Source organism: Pseudomonas sp. 14A, assembly GCF_018132745.1.
In the GTDB taxonomy this organism is placed as follows: domain Bacteria; phylum Pseudomonadota; class Gammaproteobacteria; order Pseudomonadales; family Pseudomonadaceae; genus Aquipseudomonas; species Aquipseudomonas mercuritolerans.
In genome coordinates, this window is record NZ_JAGRQJ010000009.1 from 71,911 (window position 1) to 89,236 (window position 17,326).

A 17,326-nucleotide genomic window follows, 5' to 3' on the forward strand; every position below is an offset into this window, starting at 1 on the left:
ACAATGGCGCGGCTCGCCGATAGGCAAGCGTCGTTATGGTGACCCCATCGGTCCCCCCGCAACGATTACCCGTGAACCTGGTCAGATCCGGAAGGAAGCAGCCACAGCGGGAACATTGTGTGCCGGGGTGTGGCTGGTGGGGGCACCACCTTAACGAACCAACCGAGAATTCAAAGAGAACTGCATGGGTTTGCCCACTGCGGTTTTTTTATGCCTGCGATTTGGCTAGTGGCGTTGATCCGCCATCAGAAACGCGCGGATCAGCCGCGCAGCGTCCCGGTGCCCGTGCGGCTGTCGACAGCGAACAGTGGCATACTCCCTCGCCTGGCAACGAGAGGTAAGGCAAGTGGGTGAAATCGACGATCTGACTCGTGAAAAACTGCGCGAATGGCAGATGCGGCGTCTGGAAGTCAAAACGCAGATGCAGGATCAGCCCGAGCGCACGCTGGAATTGTCGCGAGTGCTCGACCTGATGGATGAGGAGCACGCCGCGATTCTGGCGGCTTCGACCGTGTTCAATGCGGCTGAAGAAGCTGCGCAGCCGCTCGCGGTGCAGGACCAGCCCGTCATCACTGAATCGGTGGCCGGCCAGTACGACCTGCAACTGCACGCCAGCGCGCAAAGCCCTGAACACCTGCGCAAACTGCTGGAAATGGCGCTCTACGAAGTGCAGGCGCAGATCGATTCAGGGTCGGTTTCGACTGCTGGAGATCGACGCGGCATGTCCGGCACGCTCGGCGGCTACTCCTTCGAGCTGCGGATCAGCCCCGAGGCCGGCAGTGAGAGAAACTTGCCGCAGTCCCATGAAATGCACGACGAGAATGACCAGGACTGATCTGGTGTTGTATTAAAGCCCAGGCGGCGAGGTTGTATGCACCCGGAACATTTTGATTTGGCCACCCCGGTATTTCTGCCGATCACCCATGATGCGTGTACGGCGCTGTTGCAGCCCGAGGGTGTCGCGACACTGGCCAGCCTGAGCGACCCGGAACTGGCGGCGGTGCTGGTCATCCAGAACCTCGCCCAGGCCACGGAACAGGATTTGAGCGCCAGCGCAGCGGAGAAGATTCTCGCCAGACTCATTGATTGGTCTGTCACCTCTCGGCGCACCGGATCAGCGGGACTGCTTGCAGAGGCGCGGCGTCTGTTCGATTCGCGCAAATTGTATTTCGGCCTCAATGCGCTCAAAGGTCTGAACCTGCGCTTTCTCATGGCCGATGAAGTCGCCGCGCAGGCATTTCTGTTGCCTGGCGGGCAGTGGGATGCGGACTACAAGCTCCGCCATCAGCAACAGAACAACCCGTTTCGCCAGCAAATGGTCACGCCACGCGAGCGTGAACACTGGTTAAGCGCGGCGCAGGACAAACTGTTGCGAACCTTCCGAGCCAACCTCGACGAAGACCTGCACGTGCAGGGTTATGCGGGCATCGGCAAGAGCTACATGCTCAGCGCGCTGATCGAATGCCTGCGCTCGAAACGCACCCTGGTACTGGCGCGCACCCCGGCGAAACTGGCGACGCTGCGCAAGCACATCGTTCAGGTCCACGACACGGAAATTGGCCAGACCTTTTTCGATTTCGCCCAGGCTCAGCTGCTTGGTCCCCGGTTGCCTATGGCCAGGACGCCGACGCGTCTCCCGAGCAAACAGGCGCTGGCGCAGGAACTGAATATCTTCGGCTTTCGCCACCACGACGGGCCGGGCACCCTTGAGGTTTGTCTGCGCGTGCTCAAGCTGTACTGCGCCTCGAGAGATCACACGCTGTCCGCCAGGCACTTGCCGCACTTCCAGCAGCCCTTGACCGGCGCAGACTCGCAAGCGCTGCTGGAATACTCCAGTCGCCTGTGGGTGTATCTGGAGGCCAACCCGGCCTGGGCCAGCCAGAGCGGTTTTCCGACGTTGTTGATGGTCAAGCGCGCCAGTCTCGCCGGTTGCCGCGTCCCGCCGCGCTACACCCATGTGATCATCGACGAAAGCCAGGATGTGCCGGCGTCGCTGCTGCAAATCATCGAGCGCGGGCAGCAGGTGCTGATCACCCTCGGCGATGAGTATCAGCAGGCCACGGGCGAGGCGCCCAAGCGCAAGCGTGAAGTTCGTCAGAGCGATATCTGCTATTCGGTGCGCTCGGGGCGCAATGTCGAGCGCCTGGTCAATCCGCTGATCTCGCGCCACACGCACAAGAGCAAAGTGCCGTTCGAAGGCGCTCGTCACGCCGACGTCGATATCGAGTACTACCCGCAAGCCTTCGTGCCGCCCGAAGGTTGCGTGGTGCTGACCGCTTCACCGTGGGACACGATGATGTGGGCCATCCACCTGCACGATTGCAATTGCGCCTTCAGTTTTCCCGACCGGGAAGCGCAGGACGACATCAAGCATTTCATGACCACCGCCATCGAGCTGTTCCGCCGCGACTTCTATAACGCCGGGTCCAGCGAGAAAGGACCGCACCCGTATTTCAGCGACATGGCTGATTGGCAGCAGGTGCGCGCCGCCAACCAGTTCGATGAAGCATTCTTGTGGATCGAGGCACAGTTGCAAAACGGCTTCATGATTGCCGACCTGACGCGACTGAGCCAAAAGATCATCGAGCCGGGCAAGGCCTGCCTGTTGATGATGGCCGAGCGGGCTGGCGGCATGGAGTTCAGGCGCGTGCTGTTGACCCGGACGTTGCTCAGTAACGAGAAATTCAAGGATGCCTACGAGTTCGATCAGCGCATCTGTGCCGTGTACATCGCCGTGTCCCGTGCCCGGCAGCAGCTCTATCTGCCTTATGACGTGGTGGAATGGATCGATTATCACCACAGCCGCGAGCCGAAATTCCGCGAATCACACGGTTATTGACCCGGCCAACCCTGTGGGAGCGAGCCTGCTCGCGAAGGCGTCGGCGTGTTCAACAGCTGTGTCGCCTGACATACCGCTTTCGCGAGCAGGCTCGCTCCCACACGGGGTTAGGGTGTGGTTGATGAGGCGCCGGTGTACAACCGGATTATGTCGTCGATCTCGCCGGACATTTTCATCCGCAGCAACGTGCGCAGGATCCGCTGCACCGGCACTTTCGGGTCGTTCCGCACATAGCAGCCGATATTCTGTTCCTGCAACACCGCGACCCCTTGCAGCTGCTGCTCCGGCAGCAGGCGCTGGTTGATCCAGTCCAGCGTCCACTGATTGCTCACCGCATAGCGATATCGCCCGGCGAGGAGCTTTTCCAGGACCTGTTCCTGATTGCGCGCGTCTTCGCGTTGCAACTGGTCGGCGTCGAACAGCGGTTGCAGGGTAGGGTAGCTGTAGCCAAGAACGGTGCCGATGGCCTGGCGCGGCAACTGGGCGGGATTGATCTGCGCCGGTTGTTCCTTGCGGCTGATAAGCAGGTCGCGCTGGAACCACAACGGCACGCTCCAGATGTAATCGCCGGACTGATTCGGCAGCCACGACTGTGCGGCATAGCAGCGCACGTCGATGTCGCCGTGCTCCATGGCGCTCTGAACCCGCGCGCGCGGCAGGACGACGAATTGCGCGGGCGCGCCGACCTGGGTCGCCAGGCTGAGCAGAATGTCATGCAGGATGCCCTGGGTCGGTCTGCCGCTTTGCAGTTGCACCATCGGCATCGCCCAACTGTCCGGCACGGCGAAGCGCAACGGCGCTTGCGCTGCCAGCGCGTTGAGGCTGATACCCAGCAATCCCGCCACGGCCCACCGCATAGACGCTCCGGTAATTCCCCATCCCGAGCTGATAAAAGCCTCTGCTGATGCAGCTTAGCCATATTAGACGAGGACACCGGATGCAATTTTGCCCTTGCTCCGCTAGCATTAGCCGCTTCTGCTTCCTTCGCTGCGACGGTTTTCGATGAGTTATCAGGTTCTTGCACGTAAATGGCGTCCACGCTCGTTCCGCGAAATGGTCGGCCAGACCCATGTGCTCAAGGCTCTGATCAATGCCTTGGACAGCCAACGGCTGCACCACGCCTACCTGTTCACCGGGACGCGCGGGGTCGGCAAGACCACCATCGCGCGGATCATTGCCAAGTGCCTGAACTGCGAGACAGGTATCACTTCCAGCCCCTGCGGCGAGTGTTCGGTGTGTCGCGAGATCGATGAAGGGCGTTTTGTCGACCTGATCGAGATCGACGCCGCCAGCCGCACCAAGGTCGAAGACACCCGCGAACTGCTCGATAACGTGCAGTACGCGCCAAGCCGTGGGCGCTTCAAGGTCTACCTGATCGACGAAGTGCACATGCTTTCCAGCCATTCCTTCAATGCGCTGTTGAAAACCCTCGAAGAGCCGCCGCCCTACGTCAAGTTCATCCTGGCGACCACCGATCCGCAGAAACTTCCGGCAACGATTCTTTCGCGTTGCCTGCAGTTCTCCCTGAAGAACATGACGCCCGAGCGTGTGGTCGAGCACTTGACCCACGTTCTGACCGCGGAAAACGTACCGTTCGAAGACGATGCACTGTGGCTGCTCGGCCGTGCGGCTGACGGCTCGATGCGTGACGCCATGAGCCTGACCGATCAGGCCATCGCGTTCGGTGAAGGCAAGGTCCTCGCGACCGACGTGCGCGCGATGCTCGGCACACTGGATCACGGTCAGGTCTATGACGTGCTGCATGCGCTGATCGAAGGCGATGCCAAGGCGCTGCTCGAAGCCGTGCGTCACTTGGCCGAGCAAGGCCCGGACTGGAACGGCGTGCTCTCGGAAATTCTTAACGTGCTGCACCGCGTGGCCATCGCTCAGGCGTTGCCGGAAGGGGTCGACAATGGCCACGGCGACCGTGATCGCGTATTGGCCCTTGCCCAAGCGTTGCCGGCCGAAGACGTGCAGTTCTATTACCAGATGGGCCTGATCGGGCGCCGCGATTTGCCGCTGGCGCCGGACCCGCGCGGCGGTTTCGAAATGGTCTTGCTGCGGATGCTCGCGTTCCGCCCGGCGGATACGGCGGACGCGCCGAGGCAACCGCTAAAGCCAGTGGGGATCAGCCAGGCCACAGTTGATTCCGCAAACTCAGTGGCTGCCGCGCCGAAGCCTGCGCCGGTGGTCGCTGCGGCTGTTGCGCCCACACCTGCGCCCGCACCGGTAGCGGCGCCGGTTGCCGAGCCAGAACCTGTGGCGCCGGTTGTCGAAGCACAACCGGAGCCTGAGCCAGTCGCCTTCGAAGCCGTGGTCGATCTGCCGTGGAACGACCCGGTGGAAGCCGAGGCCGAGCCTGCGCCCGCTCAGCAACCCGCTGTCGAACCAGTGCTGGAAACCGCTGGCGAGCAGCCTGAATTGCCGCCGATGCCGCTGCCGACCCCGGACAGCGTGGTGCCGGATGCGCCGGAGTGGGCCGCTGCGCCAATTCCCGAGCCGTCCGTCGCCGACGTCGATGCCGCTACGCCGGGCATGGACATGGACGACGAACCGCCGCTGGATGAAGACTACATCGAGCCGGACATGGATTCGGCCTACAGCTATCTCGACGAACTGGCCAGCGAACACGCCGCCGATCCTGAGCCTGAGCCTGAGCCCGAGCCGGAACCTGCCGCCGCGCCGGCCACCGGTCTGGCCCTGCAATGGCTGGAGCTGTTCCCGAAACTGCCGATTTCCGGCATGACCGGCAGCATCGCCGCCAACTGCACGTTGATTGCGGTCGATGGCGATCACTGGCTGATGCACCTTGACCCGGCCCACAGCGCCCTGTTCAACGCCACGCAGCAGCGTCGTCTCAACGACGCGTTGAACCAGTTCCACGGGCGCACGCTGACGCTGACCATCGAGCTGATCAAGCCCGAGCAGGAAACCCCGGCCCAGGCCGCCTCGCGCCGCCGCGCCAATCGCCAGCGTGAGGCGGAGGAATCGATCCACGGTGATCCGTTCATCCAGCAGATGGTTCAGCAGTTCGGCGCGGTGGTGCGAAGCGATACTATTGAACCTGTCGACGCCTTGGTCACCCAAGGCTAATAACTGAAGGTGCTCGGCCAAGATGGCCGGGCGCTGTTTTATCCAAGTACGTTTGAGGTGATTCCCATGATGAAAGGTGGCATGGCCGGCCTGATGAAGCAGGCGCAGCAGATGCAGGAAAAAATGGCCAAGATGCAGGAAGAACTGGCCAACGCCGAAGTCACCGGCAAGGCCGGCGGCGACATGGTCACCGTGGTGATGACCGGTCGTCACGACGTTAAAAGCGTGAGCATCGACCCAAGCCTGGTCGAAGGCCTGAGCGAAGACGACAAAGAGATGCTGGAAGCCGTGGTCGCCGCCGCCGTCAACGACGCCGTGCGCAAGATCGAAGCCAACAGCCAGGAAAAAATGGGCAGCATGACCGCCGGCATGAACCTGCCAGCGGGTATGAAACTGCCATTCTGATTCGCCTTTGGGCGGCAGATGAGCTACACAAAATGCCAGGCATCGCGCCTGGCATTTTTGTTTCTGTCTGATGGACATATGCCGGCTGGACTGACGCCTTCGCGAGCAGGCTCGCTCCCACATTTGGAATGCATTCCCCTGTGGGAGCGAGCCTGCTCGCGAAGGGGGGGCGCCTCGTTCAAAACTGAAGAAACATCGAACACACCACGGCAACCAAGGTCTGCTCCCTATACACCGAATTCCCCATTCACAGGAGACGCTGACATGTCCGACTCTCTCACCCTCAATCAACGCTTCGTCCTCGCCTCGCGCCCGACCGGCGCGCCGACCCCGGAGAACTTTCGTCTCGAGCGCGAGGCGCTGCCGGATCTGCAGGACGGCCAGGTATTGCTGAAAACCCTGTACCTGTCGCTCGACCCGTACATGCGCGGACGTATGAGCGACGCACCGTCCTACGCTGCGCCAGTGCAAATCGGCGAAGTCATGACCGGCGGCGCGGTCAGCCGGGTCGAGCAGTCCAATCACCCGAAATTCCACGTAGGTGATCTGGTGGTTGGCGCCACCGGTTGGCAGAGCCACAGCATCAGCGACGGTCGCAACATCATGCCGATCCCGGCCGGCCTGCCGAGCCCTTCGATGGCCCTCGGCGTACTGGGCATGCCGGGCATGACCGCGTACATGGGCCTGATGGACATCGGCCAGCCGAAAGAAGGCGAAACCCTGGTGGTGGCTGCGGCGTCCGGCGCCGTCGGCTCGGTGGTTGGGCAAGTGGCGAAGATCAAAGGTCTGCGCGCGGTCGGCGTGGCCGGTGGTGCCGAGAAGTGCAGATACGTCGTTGAGGAGCTGGGTTTTGATGCCTGCATCGACCACAAGGCCGACGACTTCGCCGAGCAACTGGCCAAGGCCTGCCCCAACGGCATCGACATTTATTATGAGAACGTCGGCGGCCATGTCTTCGACGCGGTCGTGCCGTTGCTCAATCCCAAGGCGCGCATCCCGTTGTGCGGCCTGATCGCCGGCTACAACGCCGCCGAAGCGCCGACCGGCCCGGATCGCCTGCCGATGCTGCAACGCACACTGTTGACCAAACGTGTGCGGATTCAGGGCTTCATCGTCTTCGATGACTATGGTGATCGTCAGCCGGAATTCATCAGCCACATGGTGCCGTGGGTACGCGACGGCAAAGTGAAATTCCGCGAGGATGTGGTCGAAGGCCTGGAGCAGGCGCCCGAGGCTTTCATCGGTCTGCTGGAAGGGCGCAACTTCGGCAAACTGGTAGTCCGGGTCGCCCAGGACTGAGGATTTGACGCTGGCCAGAGGCGCGGGTATAAACCGCGTCTCGTTGTTTAGTCGGACTGTTTACCCATGAGCTTCAGCCCTTTGATTCGCCAACTGATCGACGCTCTGCGCACCTTGCCGGGCGTGGGTCAGAAAACCGCTCAGCGCATGGCGTTGCAGTTGCTCGAACGTGATCGCAGCGGCGGTACGCGTCTGGCCCAGGCCTTGAGCCAGGCCATGGAAGGCGTCGGCCATTGCCGCCAATGCCGCACGCTGACCGAAGACGATCTGTGCCCGCAATGCGCCGACCCGCGCCGCGATGACACGCTGCTTTGCGTGGTCGAAGGGCCGATGGATGTTTATGCGGTAGAGCAGACCGGCTTCCGTGGCCGCTATTTCGTGCTCAAGGGGCACTTGTCGCCGCTGGATGGCCTCGGGCCTGAAGCGATCGGTATTCCGCAACTGATGGCGCGGATTGAAGAGGCGGGGACCTTTACCGAAGTCATCCTCGCCACCAACCCGACCGTGGAAGGCGAGGCGACGGCGCACTACATCGCGCAGTTGCTCAACAACAAAGGCCTGGTCGCCTCGCGGATTGCCCACGGCGTGCCGCTGGGCGGTGAGCTGGAGCTGGTCGACGGCGGCACGCTGGCGCATTCGTTTGCCGGGCGTAAACCGATTTCCCTCTGAATTTGCGGCGTCTGAAATGACGCCTTCGCGAGCAGGCTCGCTCCCACATTGGTTTTGTGTGGTTCACAAATCCCCTGTGGGAGCGAGCCTGCTCGCGAATGGCGCGCCGCGGTCCGTCTGATTCACACAATTTCATTGATAACCAAGCAAGCGCTCGGTTAACGTCGGCGAACCCTTCCGTGGAGCTCGCCCATGCCTGCCTTTCAGGAATACTTCGACCCCAGCCACCAATTGGTCCGCGATAGTGTCAGACGTTTCGTCGAGCGCGAGATCCTGCCGGACATCGATCAGTGGGAAGAAGCCGAAAGCTTTCCCCGTGAGCTGTACCTCAAGGCCGGTGCGGCGGGCATTCTCGGTATCGGCTATCCCGAAGCGCTTGGCGGCAGCCATGAAGGCGATCTGTTCGCCAAGGTCGCCGCCAGTGAAGAGCTGATGCGCTGTGGCTCTGGTGGCTTGGTGGCGGGGCTGGGTTCGCTGGATATCGGCCTGCCACCGATCGTCAAATGGGCGCGGCCTGAGGTGCGAGAGCGGGTCGTCCCCCAAGTGCTCAGCGGCGAAAAGATCAGCGCCCTGGCGGTGACCGAGCCCGGTGGCGGTTCCGACGTCGCCAACCTGCAAACCCGCGCCGTGCGTGACGGTGACTTCTACCGGGTCAGCGGCAGCAAGACCTTTATCACCAGCGGCGTGCGCGCGGATTTCTACACCGTCGCGGTGCGTACCGGTGCGCCGGGGTTTGGCGGCATCAGTTTGTTGCTGATCGAGAAGGGTACGCCTGGGTTCACCGTGGGTCGGCAGTTGAAGAAAATGGGCTGGTGGGCGTCGGACACGGCTGAATTGTTCTTCGACGATTGCCGCGTGCCTGTAGGAAACCTCATCGGCGGGGAAAACATGGGCTTCGCCTGCATCATGGGCAATTTCCAGAGCGAACGGCTGGCGCTGGCGCTGATGGCCAACATGACGGCGCAATTGGCGCTGGAGGAGAGCCTGAAGTGGGCGCGCGAGCGGGAGGCATTCGGCAAGCCCATCGGCAAATTCCAGGTGATCAAGCATCGCCTCGCCGAAATGGCCACGGCGCTGGAAGTGTCGCGGGAGTTCACGTATCGGCAAGCGGCAAAAATGGCGGCGGGGCAGAGCGTGATCAAGGAGATTTCCATGGCGAAGAACTTCGCCACCGACACCTCGGACCGTATCACCACCGAGGCCGTGCAGATTCTTGGCGGGCTCGGTTACATGCGAGAAAGCCTGGTGGAACGGCTGTATCGGGATAACCGCATTCTCTCGATTGGCGGCGGGACGCGGGAAGTGATGAACGAAATCATCAGCAAGCAGATGGGGCTTTGACCAAAAGCGTGAGGGCTGCTTGTGAGCAAGCTCGCCCGGAGGGACAGCGAAGATAACTTGAATCAAATTCGCCGCGAAGGCGGGGTGACTGCATCACGGACTGGCAGGTACATTCCCCAAGAGCAGTACAGCAGGATGACTTTTTACCAAGGACAGGTATTTTTCATGACCGGCATTACCCCAGCACCCCCACATCTTCCGTTCGTGGCCAGTACATCTGATAACCACGCGCACCCACCAGCCGACAAAGTCGAGTCGTTGACCACCCCTGAGGGATCAAGAGGGGATATTGCGTTACCTCCCGACGTTGACAGAATCGCCGGCGCCGAATTGCGCCGCTTGGGCAATCTCGGAGGAGCGTTGTCATGGTCGATTCCCTTGAACACAGACGAGCAGCGCCGCTTGCGTCTTGTCACCATGAGCCATCAACACCATTTGGGCGATCAGCCGCTGGTCATGCAAATCAAGGGCGGTGTGCTGGAGTTCCTGAACTATTGCCACCCCATCCCCTTAATGGCGCAGCATGAGCCGGCGAAGATGCTCGAAGCGTTGGTCGACTCCCCACAGGGGCAGCTGATGGGCAAAGCGCTGCAACATAAAATGCAGGGCATGGAAAGCGATAGCAGCGTCACGGATTACCTGCTGGCCGGGATTGCTCTGCAGATGGATCCTGAATCAATCGTCGCCCCCGTGCGCAATAAAGTCGCTGGTTTTGACCTGGCCAGTGAGCAGTATTGGGGAAAGGCTCCTCGCGCGGTCGTGGATGGTCTTGCTGAGCACTTGAGCTCGACCGGTCGCACCAGCGCCGCAATGGCAAAAATCGGTGCCCGCATCCTGATTGCCAGAATCGCCCCGTCTCTGTTGATTCAGCAGGTTCCCCCTAATGTAACAATCGGCAGCCAGGCCTGGGCCAACGTGACGATCGCGGCAATGACAATAGAGGCGTTGCACCCGGGCAAGGTTCTCGACATGACGTTCGCTCAGGTCATGAATGATGCTGACCAATTCCGCCAGATCGATACCGCCGTCACTCAAAGCGCCCGGACAGTTTCGGTACTGGATTGGGCAGTAGCCAACGGAGTGATAAGAAGAAACTACGATGACGCGTACACCGCCGCGACACTCGAAACGGCGAGAAATGCATTCAACGCACAACTTGATCAGCGACTTGCTGCCTCCAGCATATTGACCAGTGAGATACCAACGCGCAGAGAAATCGCACTGGCAATTCTGAAGAAGCGATTTGGTGATCTCGGTGCGCTGTTTGAAGTGAAGGCGCTCAGTACAGATATGTATCGAGGGGAAAACGGGCAAAGAGGGTTCGGTGGCACTCATTCGCTTCTGGATTACGCAATGATGGACCTGCCCAATCTGCGGCCCCTCAAGTCAACCGACGCTCGCCTTCCGCTGGAGGCTGTAAACCATAACCCGGCATTTGGCGTGCTGGCGGCTTTCGAAGAGCAGTTCGCCAATGCAATCAGCGAGAAAAAATCCGCCGTCGCTGCAACGGTCAGGCACATGATCGCGCAGCTTCCATTGGCAGACAGGAAAACTCTGCAATTCGCAAAACTCACCTTCTTTCAGGAGAGTTCGTATACATCCGACGGTTTTTTCAATAACAGTCCGGAACAAAAAGAGCCCTGGCTGCTCCTCAGAACCGAGCTGCGCGGAAGCTTCCAGGCATACGAAATCAATTTCGAAAAAGGTGCGATTGAACAGGCGAACCTGAACAGAGCGAAGAGCAAGCAATCAAGAGATGCCAACAAATACTTCACGACCAGAGAGCTCAAACCAGGAGACACCGAAAATGATCTGGGTCGCGAGCAATCCTTGAACGACTCACTATTGGACAGCTTCAACAGCGCGCGTGCCCGTGGCATTGCCGATGTATTTGTCCAGCACCTTGATCTCGATGATCCTGCAATAAAGCAGTTGGCACGCGGGCAAACCCCGTTAGATGAATATTTCGCTCCAAGGCCCTTGAACGATTTTCTGCTGAACCTGATTCCTTTCCGCTCTGCAATAGCCAATCTTCGGGCCGGTAGTTATGGCGAGGCAGTATTTGATCTGCTGCTGGACGTGTTCGGATTTCTCACTGCTGGTGCCGCCACTGCCGGCAAACTCCTGAAGATCGGACGTACTGCCGTTTCTGCCGGAGCCAAGGTATTAAGGTCGGCCAACGTTATCGGTGTGTCGGCCATAGAATTGCTCAATCCCGTCGGTGGGGTGGGAGATTTGGCCAGACTTGCCGGCGTTGGCGGCTTGTACGTAGTGTCCAAAGGCGTCAGAGCGATCAACAGGCTCAGGGGGGCAGCTGCCAGTTACGATGTCTTGAAGGCGGTGAGCAAACAGTACGACGCTGCGGCGATCGGGGGGTTGAATATAGCGGGACACAAGTTGGAGGTCGCTGCGGTCCTCAGGAGCGGACACTGGTACGCCTTTGACGCCGATTCCATGAGGCCTTTCGGTCGTCCGCTCGAGGACTTCGAAGTTGCGACCCAAGCTGTTGCAGGCCAGGTCTGGACAGCCCATATAGACGAGGCGCTGGCGCTGAGTCATGAGCGCTACGGTCGCCTTGCCGTACCTGAATCGCGTATCGCCGGGCTTACGCGCAACAGCCAGGGTGTCTATGTTGCTGCCGATGGGTATCTTTCCCATGTACGCCATATTGATAACCGGGGTACAACGGCTGTGTACGAAGTGCGACAGGTCACGCGCACGGAAGACGGCGTCGTTCAGGCGCGGGTTTATCACAATACCCGGCAAACCGAGTTGCTGATCCAGCATGTTCACGGTGACCAGTGGCAACGCCTGGGTTTATCCGGTGGTGGGAATATTACCGCTGAACATTTGCGAGCGTGGGAGGCGTTGTCGCGCGAGGAACAGCTGACACTCACTCGTCGGGGCTTTGCACGTCAGAAGCGCGTCTCTGCAAGAACCTTTGAATATTACGTAAACGCTGACGGCCAACTAAGTGCTACAGGACTGCTCCTGCGTGACCGCGCTGCCGGGACGGCCTTCAATGCGGTCACTGCAGCGCAGGTTCGTAGCTGGCAATCCATGACGCAGCAAGCGCGCGATGCGATGACCCTTGAAGGATTTGCCGCTCACCATCACCTGCAGCCGCAGACGTTCAAAAATCACGTACACGTCGATGGCAGCCTGTCGCTCCAAGGTGAATCGCTGCTGTACCGGGAGGGTGGTGGCATATATAACAAAATTACCGATGAACATTTACGCTTGTGGCAGGAGCTATACGACCAACCGGACAACTCAGTCACGGCAGGGCAGTTCAGGCAACAACACGGGCTCGATCCACGACTGTGGGAGAAATACGTTCACAGCAATGATTCTCTGAAAGACGCTGCTCTGCAACGTGTCGCGCGGATCAGCACCACCGGGCCGGCAGCAGGCCGTTCAAGCGTGCAGAGAATCACGGGCGCAAATCTGCGAGCGTGGGAAGCCCTGTCAGCCGAGGAACAGTTGCGGGTTACACGGAAGGGGTTTGCGCAGGAACATCATCTGTCCATAAAAACCTTTGAGCACTTTGTACAACCTGACGGTCAGCTAAGCGCTACGGGCGTACTTGTGCGAGACCGTCCAATGGACTCGCCCTACAATGAGATAACCGCCGAGCACGTCCGTAGTTGGCAAAACATGACACAGCCGGCGCGCGATGCAATGACCATAGATGGATTTGCCGCACATCACCATTTGTATCTCAATACATTCAGGTCGTACGTACGGAGCAAAGGGACGTTGACTCCTGGCGGAGAAGCCCTGTTGTTCAAGGCGGGTGGGGGGGCCTACAAGACGATTACCGATGAGCATTTGCGTGAGTGGAGCAAGCTCTTGGCCCAAGGGGATGGATCGATTGCCGAGGAGGCGTTCCTGCGTCAGCATGAGCTGAACCCGAACCTGTGGAGGTTTCAAGTCAACCCCGATGGTTCCTTTAGAAAGGCGACTGAGCAACGTCTGCAACAGGCAAAGAAAAACCCCGCACTACCCGCGGTCCAGGCGCTGGGTACACACAGGAACAGGATCACCGCCGAGCATTTGCGGGCCTGGGAGGCGCATTCACCTCAAGAGCAGCGCAAGCTGACCCCGCCAGGCTTTGCCCAACAGCACCACCTGTCTTTGAAAACCTTTGCCCACTATGTGAAGTCTGACGGCCGGCTGAGTGACGTCGGCGTGCTGGTGCGCGACCGCCCCGCCAACATGCCGTTCAATATGGTGACTGCCACGCACGTCCGCAGCTGGCAAGGCATGTCAGAGCAAGTGCGAGACGCAACGACCCTGGAAGGATTTGCCGGTCATCACCATTTGAACCCGGGAACACTGAAAAACCACGTGCATGCGGACGGGCGCCTGACTGCGATTGGTGAGACGCTTTTGTTCAAGGCAGAGGGTGGTATCTATGAACCGATTACCAATAAACATTTACGCGATTGGAGCGAGCTCGTTGCCAGTGCGGACGACGCTGTCACGCCAGAACAATTCGTCAGGCGCAACAAACTGAACCCAATCAAATGGAAAAGATACGTTAATGACAACGGTTCATTAAAAGATGAAGCGGTGCGACGTCTGGATCGTGCAGGGCAGAACAGCACGCCGTCTCCTGACGTTACCGAAGCGGATCTGGACGCCAAAACAACCAAAGTGACGGCTGAACATTTGCGGGCCTGGGAGACATTATGGCTCAAGAAGCGGTTAGGGCTGACCCCTGAAGAGTTTGCCCGCAAGCATAATCTCTTCCCTAAAACCTTCGCACATTACGTAGAGCCTGATGGCACGCTGAGCGCTACTGGCGTGATTGTGCGTGATCGCCCTGCTGGAATGCCTTTCAATAAGATAAGCGAAGTCAACATTCGTCGTTGGCAGAGCATGACCCAGCAGGCGCGTGATGCAATGACCATGAAAGTTTTTGCTGATCACTACCACCTGAATCCCGAACGGCTGAAATCGTTTGTGCGGCTAAATGGCCGTTTGGCCCCCAGCGGCGAGGCGCTGATGAACAGGCTGGTCGGTCGCACCTACAAGACGATTACCGACGACCATTTACACCATTGGCGAGAGCAGTTCTTGCAGCCTGACAACTCAATGACACCTGAGCAGTTCATACGCAAATACGAGCTCAACCCGAGCCGTTGGGCAATTTTGGTTGACGCAGACGGCACCTTGAAAGAGGCCGCCACGCGCCGTCTCGATCGAGCGGAGCAACATATCGCGGCGGAGCAGGCGGGTGCGAGCACGACACGAAAGCGGCCAGCATCAGATCCTTTGGATCCGCCGCCGCCGCCGCCGAAGGCGGCGGCCCAGGCCAGCTCGACCGATACGCCGGAGGATGCAGAAGTCCCCGGGCCGTCTTCGGCGGTCGAGCCTGTTGTAATCAAGACCGAGCCCGGTGTCTCTACGCCGTTACGTCGCCATCAGATCGACAATACTCTGCCGATTCTGCAGGATCCGGCGAATCCGAGACTCAGCTTGACCCGGTCACTTGAAGGACCCATTGATGACATTCGTATCGCCTACTGGAATGGTCTGCGTGATGGACTCGACAGTGCAACGAAGAAGCGGGTTTCGGCTCAGATCAAGGCGTCGATAAAGGACTGGCTGCGTACCGAGGGTCAACATCAGTCCCGATTTGATGAGTGCCTGGAGGTAATCATCTCGTTGGATGATGGTGGGCCGACCCGCGGCGCTTCGGTATGGGCGCGGCGCGATATCTCCCAATTTGAAGTACTCGGACCTTATGCGGGCAAGTACCATCCATCAGAGGCATCGTTGTTTCAGGAGCAGCGCAAGCAAGGTTCAGAGGCCGTGCTGACTTATATTTTCGGCACACGTTCGGTGAAGCGTACGGTGAGCGGGCTGCACACTGGCAATACCTTGAGCCTGATCAACACTTCGCAACTGAAAAGCGGACCTGTGTGGAAGTCGAATAATGTCATCTCCATTGCGGTCGGGAAAAACCTGACGTTCTATGTGGCGCTTTCGGATATCAAGAAGGGAGATGAATTGTTGTTGGACTATGGGCCGTTCTATCAGCCGGTGCCTGATATCGCGATCAAGCCGGATCCGGGTCGCTGAGTTGAAGTTTCGCTGGTTTGATCGTCAACACTGGCAATCAGGGAAGACGGGGCGGGACAGGGAAGTGATGGACGAGATCATCAGCAAGCAGATGGGGCTTTAAGTCCTGCGGTGTAACTGCCGGCCCCTTCGCGAGCAGGCTCGCTCCCACAGTTGAAATGCATTGCCCTGTGGGAGCGAGCCTGCTCGCGAAAGCGGCCTGTCAGACGCTGCTTATTTATCGGTCAAAGCAAACTGCGTCAGGCAGAACGTAGGAATGCCCATGTCCTCAAGGCGCTGCGAACCTTGCAGCTCTGGCAAGTCAATGATCGCCGCCGCTTCATGCACCCGCGCGCCCATGCGGCGAATCAGGTTGGCCGCTGCGATCAGCGTACCGCCGGTGGCGATCAAGTCATCGAACATCACCACCGAATCGCCTTCGCACAGGCTGTCGGCGTGCACTTCCAGAAACGCTTCGCCGTACTCGGTCGCATAACCTTCGGCCAGCACGTCCGCCGGCAGTTTGCCTTGCTTGCGGAACAGCACCAGCGGCTTGTTCAACTGATAAGCCAGTACCGAACCGATCAGAAAACCACGGGCATCCATGGCGCCGATGTGGGTGAAGTCGGCTTCGACGTAGCGGTGGGCGAAGCTGTCCATCACCAGGCGCAGGGCCGTCGGCGACTGGAACAGCGGGGTGATGTCGCGAAAGATCACGCCCGGCTTGGGGAAGTCGATCACGGGGCGGATCAGGGATTTGATGTCGAAGGAGTCGAAGACCATCGGGGTGTCCTGGCAGGGCTGCAAACGGCGCAGTATACCCGCGGCTGAAACGATTCGCTCAACCGCGGGTCGTGATCAGCCTTCGATCGAACCGCCGGCCAGCGCGCACAGCTGGATCGGGTCGAGGATATGGATCTCCTTGCCCTCGGCGGCAATCAGCTCGTTCTGCTGGAAACGGGTGAACACCCGCGACACGGTTTCCACCGCCAGGCCCAGGTAATTGCCGATTTCATTGCGCGACATGCTCAGGCGGAACTGGTTGGCCGAGAAGCCGCGAGCGCGGAAGCGCGCCGACAGGTTGACCAGGAAAGTGGCGATGCGCTCGTCAGCGGTTTTTTTCGACAGCAGCAGCATCATTTGCTGATCGTCGCGGATCTCGCGGCTCATCACCCGCATCAATTGGCGGCGCAGTTGTGGCAATTGCAGCGCCAGTTCGTCGAGGCGCTCGAAGGGAATTTCGCAGACTGACGTAGTCTCCAGCGCCTGGGCCGAGACCGGGTGTTTTTCGGTGTCCATGCCCGACAGGCCAACCAGTTCGCTTGGCAGGTGGAAGCCGGTCAGTTGCTCTTCGCCGGCATCGCTCAGGCTGAAGGTCTTCAGCGCGCCGGAGCGGACTGCATAAACGGAATCAAAGGTGTCGCCCTGGCGGAACAGGAACTCGCCCTTCTTCAGCGGGCGGCCGCGTTTAACGATTTCGTCGAGCGCATCCATGTCTTCCAGATTCAGAGAAAGTGGCAGGCAGAGCGGGGCCAGGCTGCAATCCTTGCAGTGGGCCTGGTTGTGAGCGCGCAGTTTGACTGGCTCGGACATTTCTTCAATCCTTGTGGG

General features: G+C 59.7%; 11 protein-coding genes and 1 other RNA gene. 9 read left to right on the plus strand and 3 right to left on the minus strand.

The genetic code is table 11. The features are described 5' to 3' along the window. The first annotated feature begins 45 nt into the window (after positions 1–45). From ffs to PS14A_RS08415, 3 genes are all read left to right on the plus strand, one after another. An RNA gene (gene ffs / locus PS14A_RS08405) (signal recognition particle sRNA small type) lies at positions 46–142 on the plus strand. A 204-nt stretch (positions 143–346) separates the two neighbouring features. Next, positions 347–835, plus strand: a complete 489-nt coding sequence (locus PS14A_RS08410) for a hypothetical protein (RefSeq protein ID WP_212615736.1) — start codon at positions 347–349, stop codon at positions 833–835. Positions 836–871: 36 nt separating this feature from the next. Continuing rightward, positions 872–2,839, plus strand: coding sequence for a hypothetical protein (locus PS14A_RS08415; RefSeq protein WP_212615737.1), 1,968 nt, complete (start codon positions 872–874; stop codon positions 2,837–2,839). A gap of 107 nt (positions 2,840–2,946) precedes the next feature. On the opposite strand, the gene PS14A_RS08420 is transcribed toward PS14A_RS08415, so the two are convergent. Next, positions 2,947–3,696, minus strand: coding sequence for a transporter substrate-binding domain-containing protein (locus PS14A_RS08420; RefSeq protein WP_212615738.1), 750 nt, complete (start codon positions 3,694–3,696; stop codon positions 2,947–2,949). A 145-nt stretch (positions 3,697–3,841) separates the two neighbouring features. On the opposite strand from PS14A_RS08420, the gene dnaX reads away from it, so the two are divergent. From dnaX to PS14A_RS08450, 6 genes are all read left to right on the plus strand, one after another. Further along, positions 3,842–5,932 (plus strand): DNA polymerase III subunit gamma/tau, encoded by a 2,091-nt coding sequence (gene dnaX, locus PS14A_RS08425; protein ID WP_212615739.1) that lies wholly within the window; start codon positions 3,842–3,844, stop codon positions 5,930–5,932. Between the two features lie 66 nt (positions 5,933–5,998). Continuing rightward, entirely contained in the window at positions 5,999–6,337 is a 339-nt protein-coding gene (locus PS14A_RS08430) for a YbaB/EbfC family nucleoid-associated protein (protein ID WP_003223337.1), read from the plus strand. A gap of 264 nt (positions 6,338–6,601) precedes the next feature. Then, the gene (locus tag PS14A_RS08435) at positions 6,602–7,636 is read left to right on the plus strand and encodes an NADP-dependent oxidoreductase (protein ID WP_212615740.1); all 1,035 of its coding nucleotides are present in this window, start codon (positions 6,602–6,604) and stop codon (positions 7,634–7,636) included. A gap of 66 nt (positions 7,637–7,702) precedes the next feature. Continuing rightward, the gene (gene recR, locus PS14A_RS08440; RefSeq protein ID WP_016773861.1) at positions 7,703–8,305 is read left to right on the plus strand and encodes a recombination mediator RecR; all 603 of its coding nucleotides are present in this window, start codon (positions 7,703–7,705) and stop codon (positions 8,303–8,305) included. Between the two features lie 192 nt (positions 8,306–8,497). Then, complete coding sequence (locus tag PS14A_RS08445; RefSeq protein WP_212615741.1) at positions 8,498–9,646, plus strand: acyl-CoA dehydrogenase family protein; 1,149 nt, start codon at positions 8,498–8,500, stop codon at positions 9,644–9,646. A 165-nt stretch (positions 9,647–9,811) separates the two neighbouring features. Further along, a complete protein-coding gene (locus PS14A_RS08450; protein WP_212615742.1) occupies positions 9,812–15,736 on the plus strand; it encodes an SET domain-containing protein-lysine N-methyltransferase in 5,925 nt (1,974 codons plus the stop codon). A gap of 213 nt (positions 15,737–15,949) precedes the next feature. Here the strand turns inward: PS14A_RS08450 and PS14A_RS08455 are convergent, their stop codons facing one another. After that, a complete protein-coding gene (locus tag PS14A_RS08455) occupies positions 15,950–16,498 on the minus strand; it encodes an adenine phosphoribosyltransferase (protein ID WP_007918333.1) in 549 nt (182 codons plus the stop codon). 75 nt (positions 16,499–16,573) lie between these two features. Beyond that, positions 16,574–17,308, minus strand: a complete 735-nt coding sequence (fnr, locus tag PS14A_RS08460) for a fumarate/nitrate reduction transcriptional regulator Fnr (protein WP_016773865.1) — start codon at positions 17,306–17,308, stop codon at positions 16,574–16,576. Positions 17,309–17,326 lie beyond the last annotated feature (18 nt).

Excerpts from the sequence above, each read along its gene's own strand:
- PS14A_RS08420 (WP_212615738.1), bottom strand. The coding sequence starts at position 3,696 with ATGCGGTGGGCCGTGGCGGGATTGCTGGGTATCAGCCTCAACGCGCTG.
- PS14A_RS08430 (WP_003223337.1), top strand. The coding sequence starts at position 5,999 with ATGATGAAAGGTGGCATGGCCGGCCTGATGAAGCAGGCGCAGCAGATG.
- PS14A_RS08435 (WP_212615740.1), top strand. The coding sequence starts at position 6,602 with ATGTCCGACTCTCTCACCCTCAATCAACGCTTCGTCCTCGCCTCGCGC.
- fnr (WP_016773865.1), bottom strand. The coding sequence starts at position 17,308 with ATGTCCGAGCCAGTCAAACTGCGCGCTCACAACCAGGCCCACTGCAAG.
- dnaX (WP_212615739.1), top strand. The coding sequence starts at position 3,842 with ATGAGTTATCAGGTTCTTGCACGTAAATGGCGTCCACGCTCGTTCCGC.
- PS14A_RS08415 (WP_212615737.1), top strand. The coding sequence starts at position 872 with ATGCACCCGGAACATTTTGATTTGGCCACCCCGGTATTTCTGCCGATC.
- PS14A_RS08455 (WP_007918333.1), bottom strand. The coding sequence starts at position 16,498 with ATGGTCTTCGACTCCTTCGACATCAAATCCCTGATCCGCCCCGTGATC.
- PS14A_RS08450 (WP_212615742.1), top strand. The coding sequence starts at position 9,812 with ATGACCGGCATTACCCCAGCACCCCCACATCTTCCGTTCGTGGCCAGT.
- recR (WP_016773861.1), top strand. The coding sequence starts at position 7,703 with ATGAGCTTCAGCCCTTTGATTCGCCAACTGATCGACGCTCTGCGCACC.
- PS14A_RS08445 (WP_212615741.1), top strand. The coding sequence starts at position 8,498 with ATGCCTGCCTTTCAGGAATACTTCGACCCCAGCCACCAATTGGTCCGC.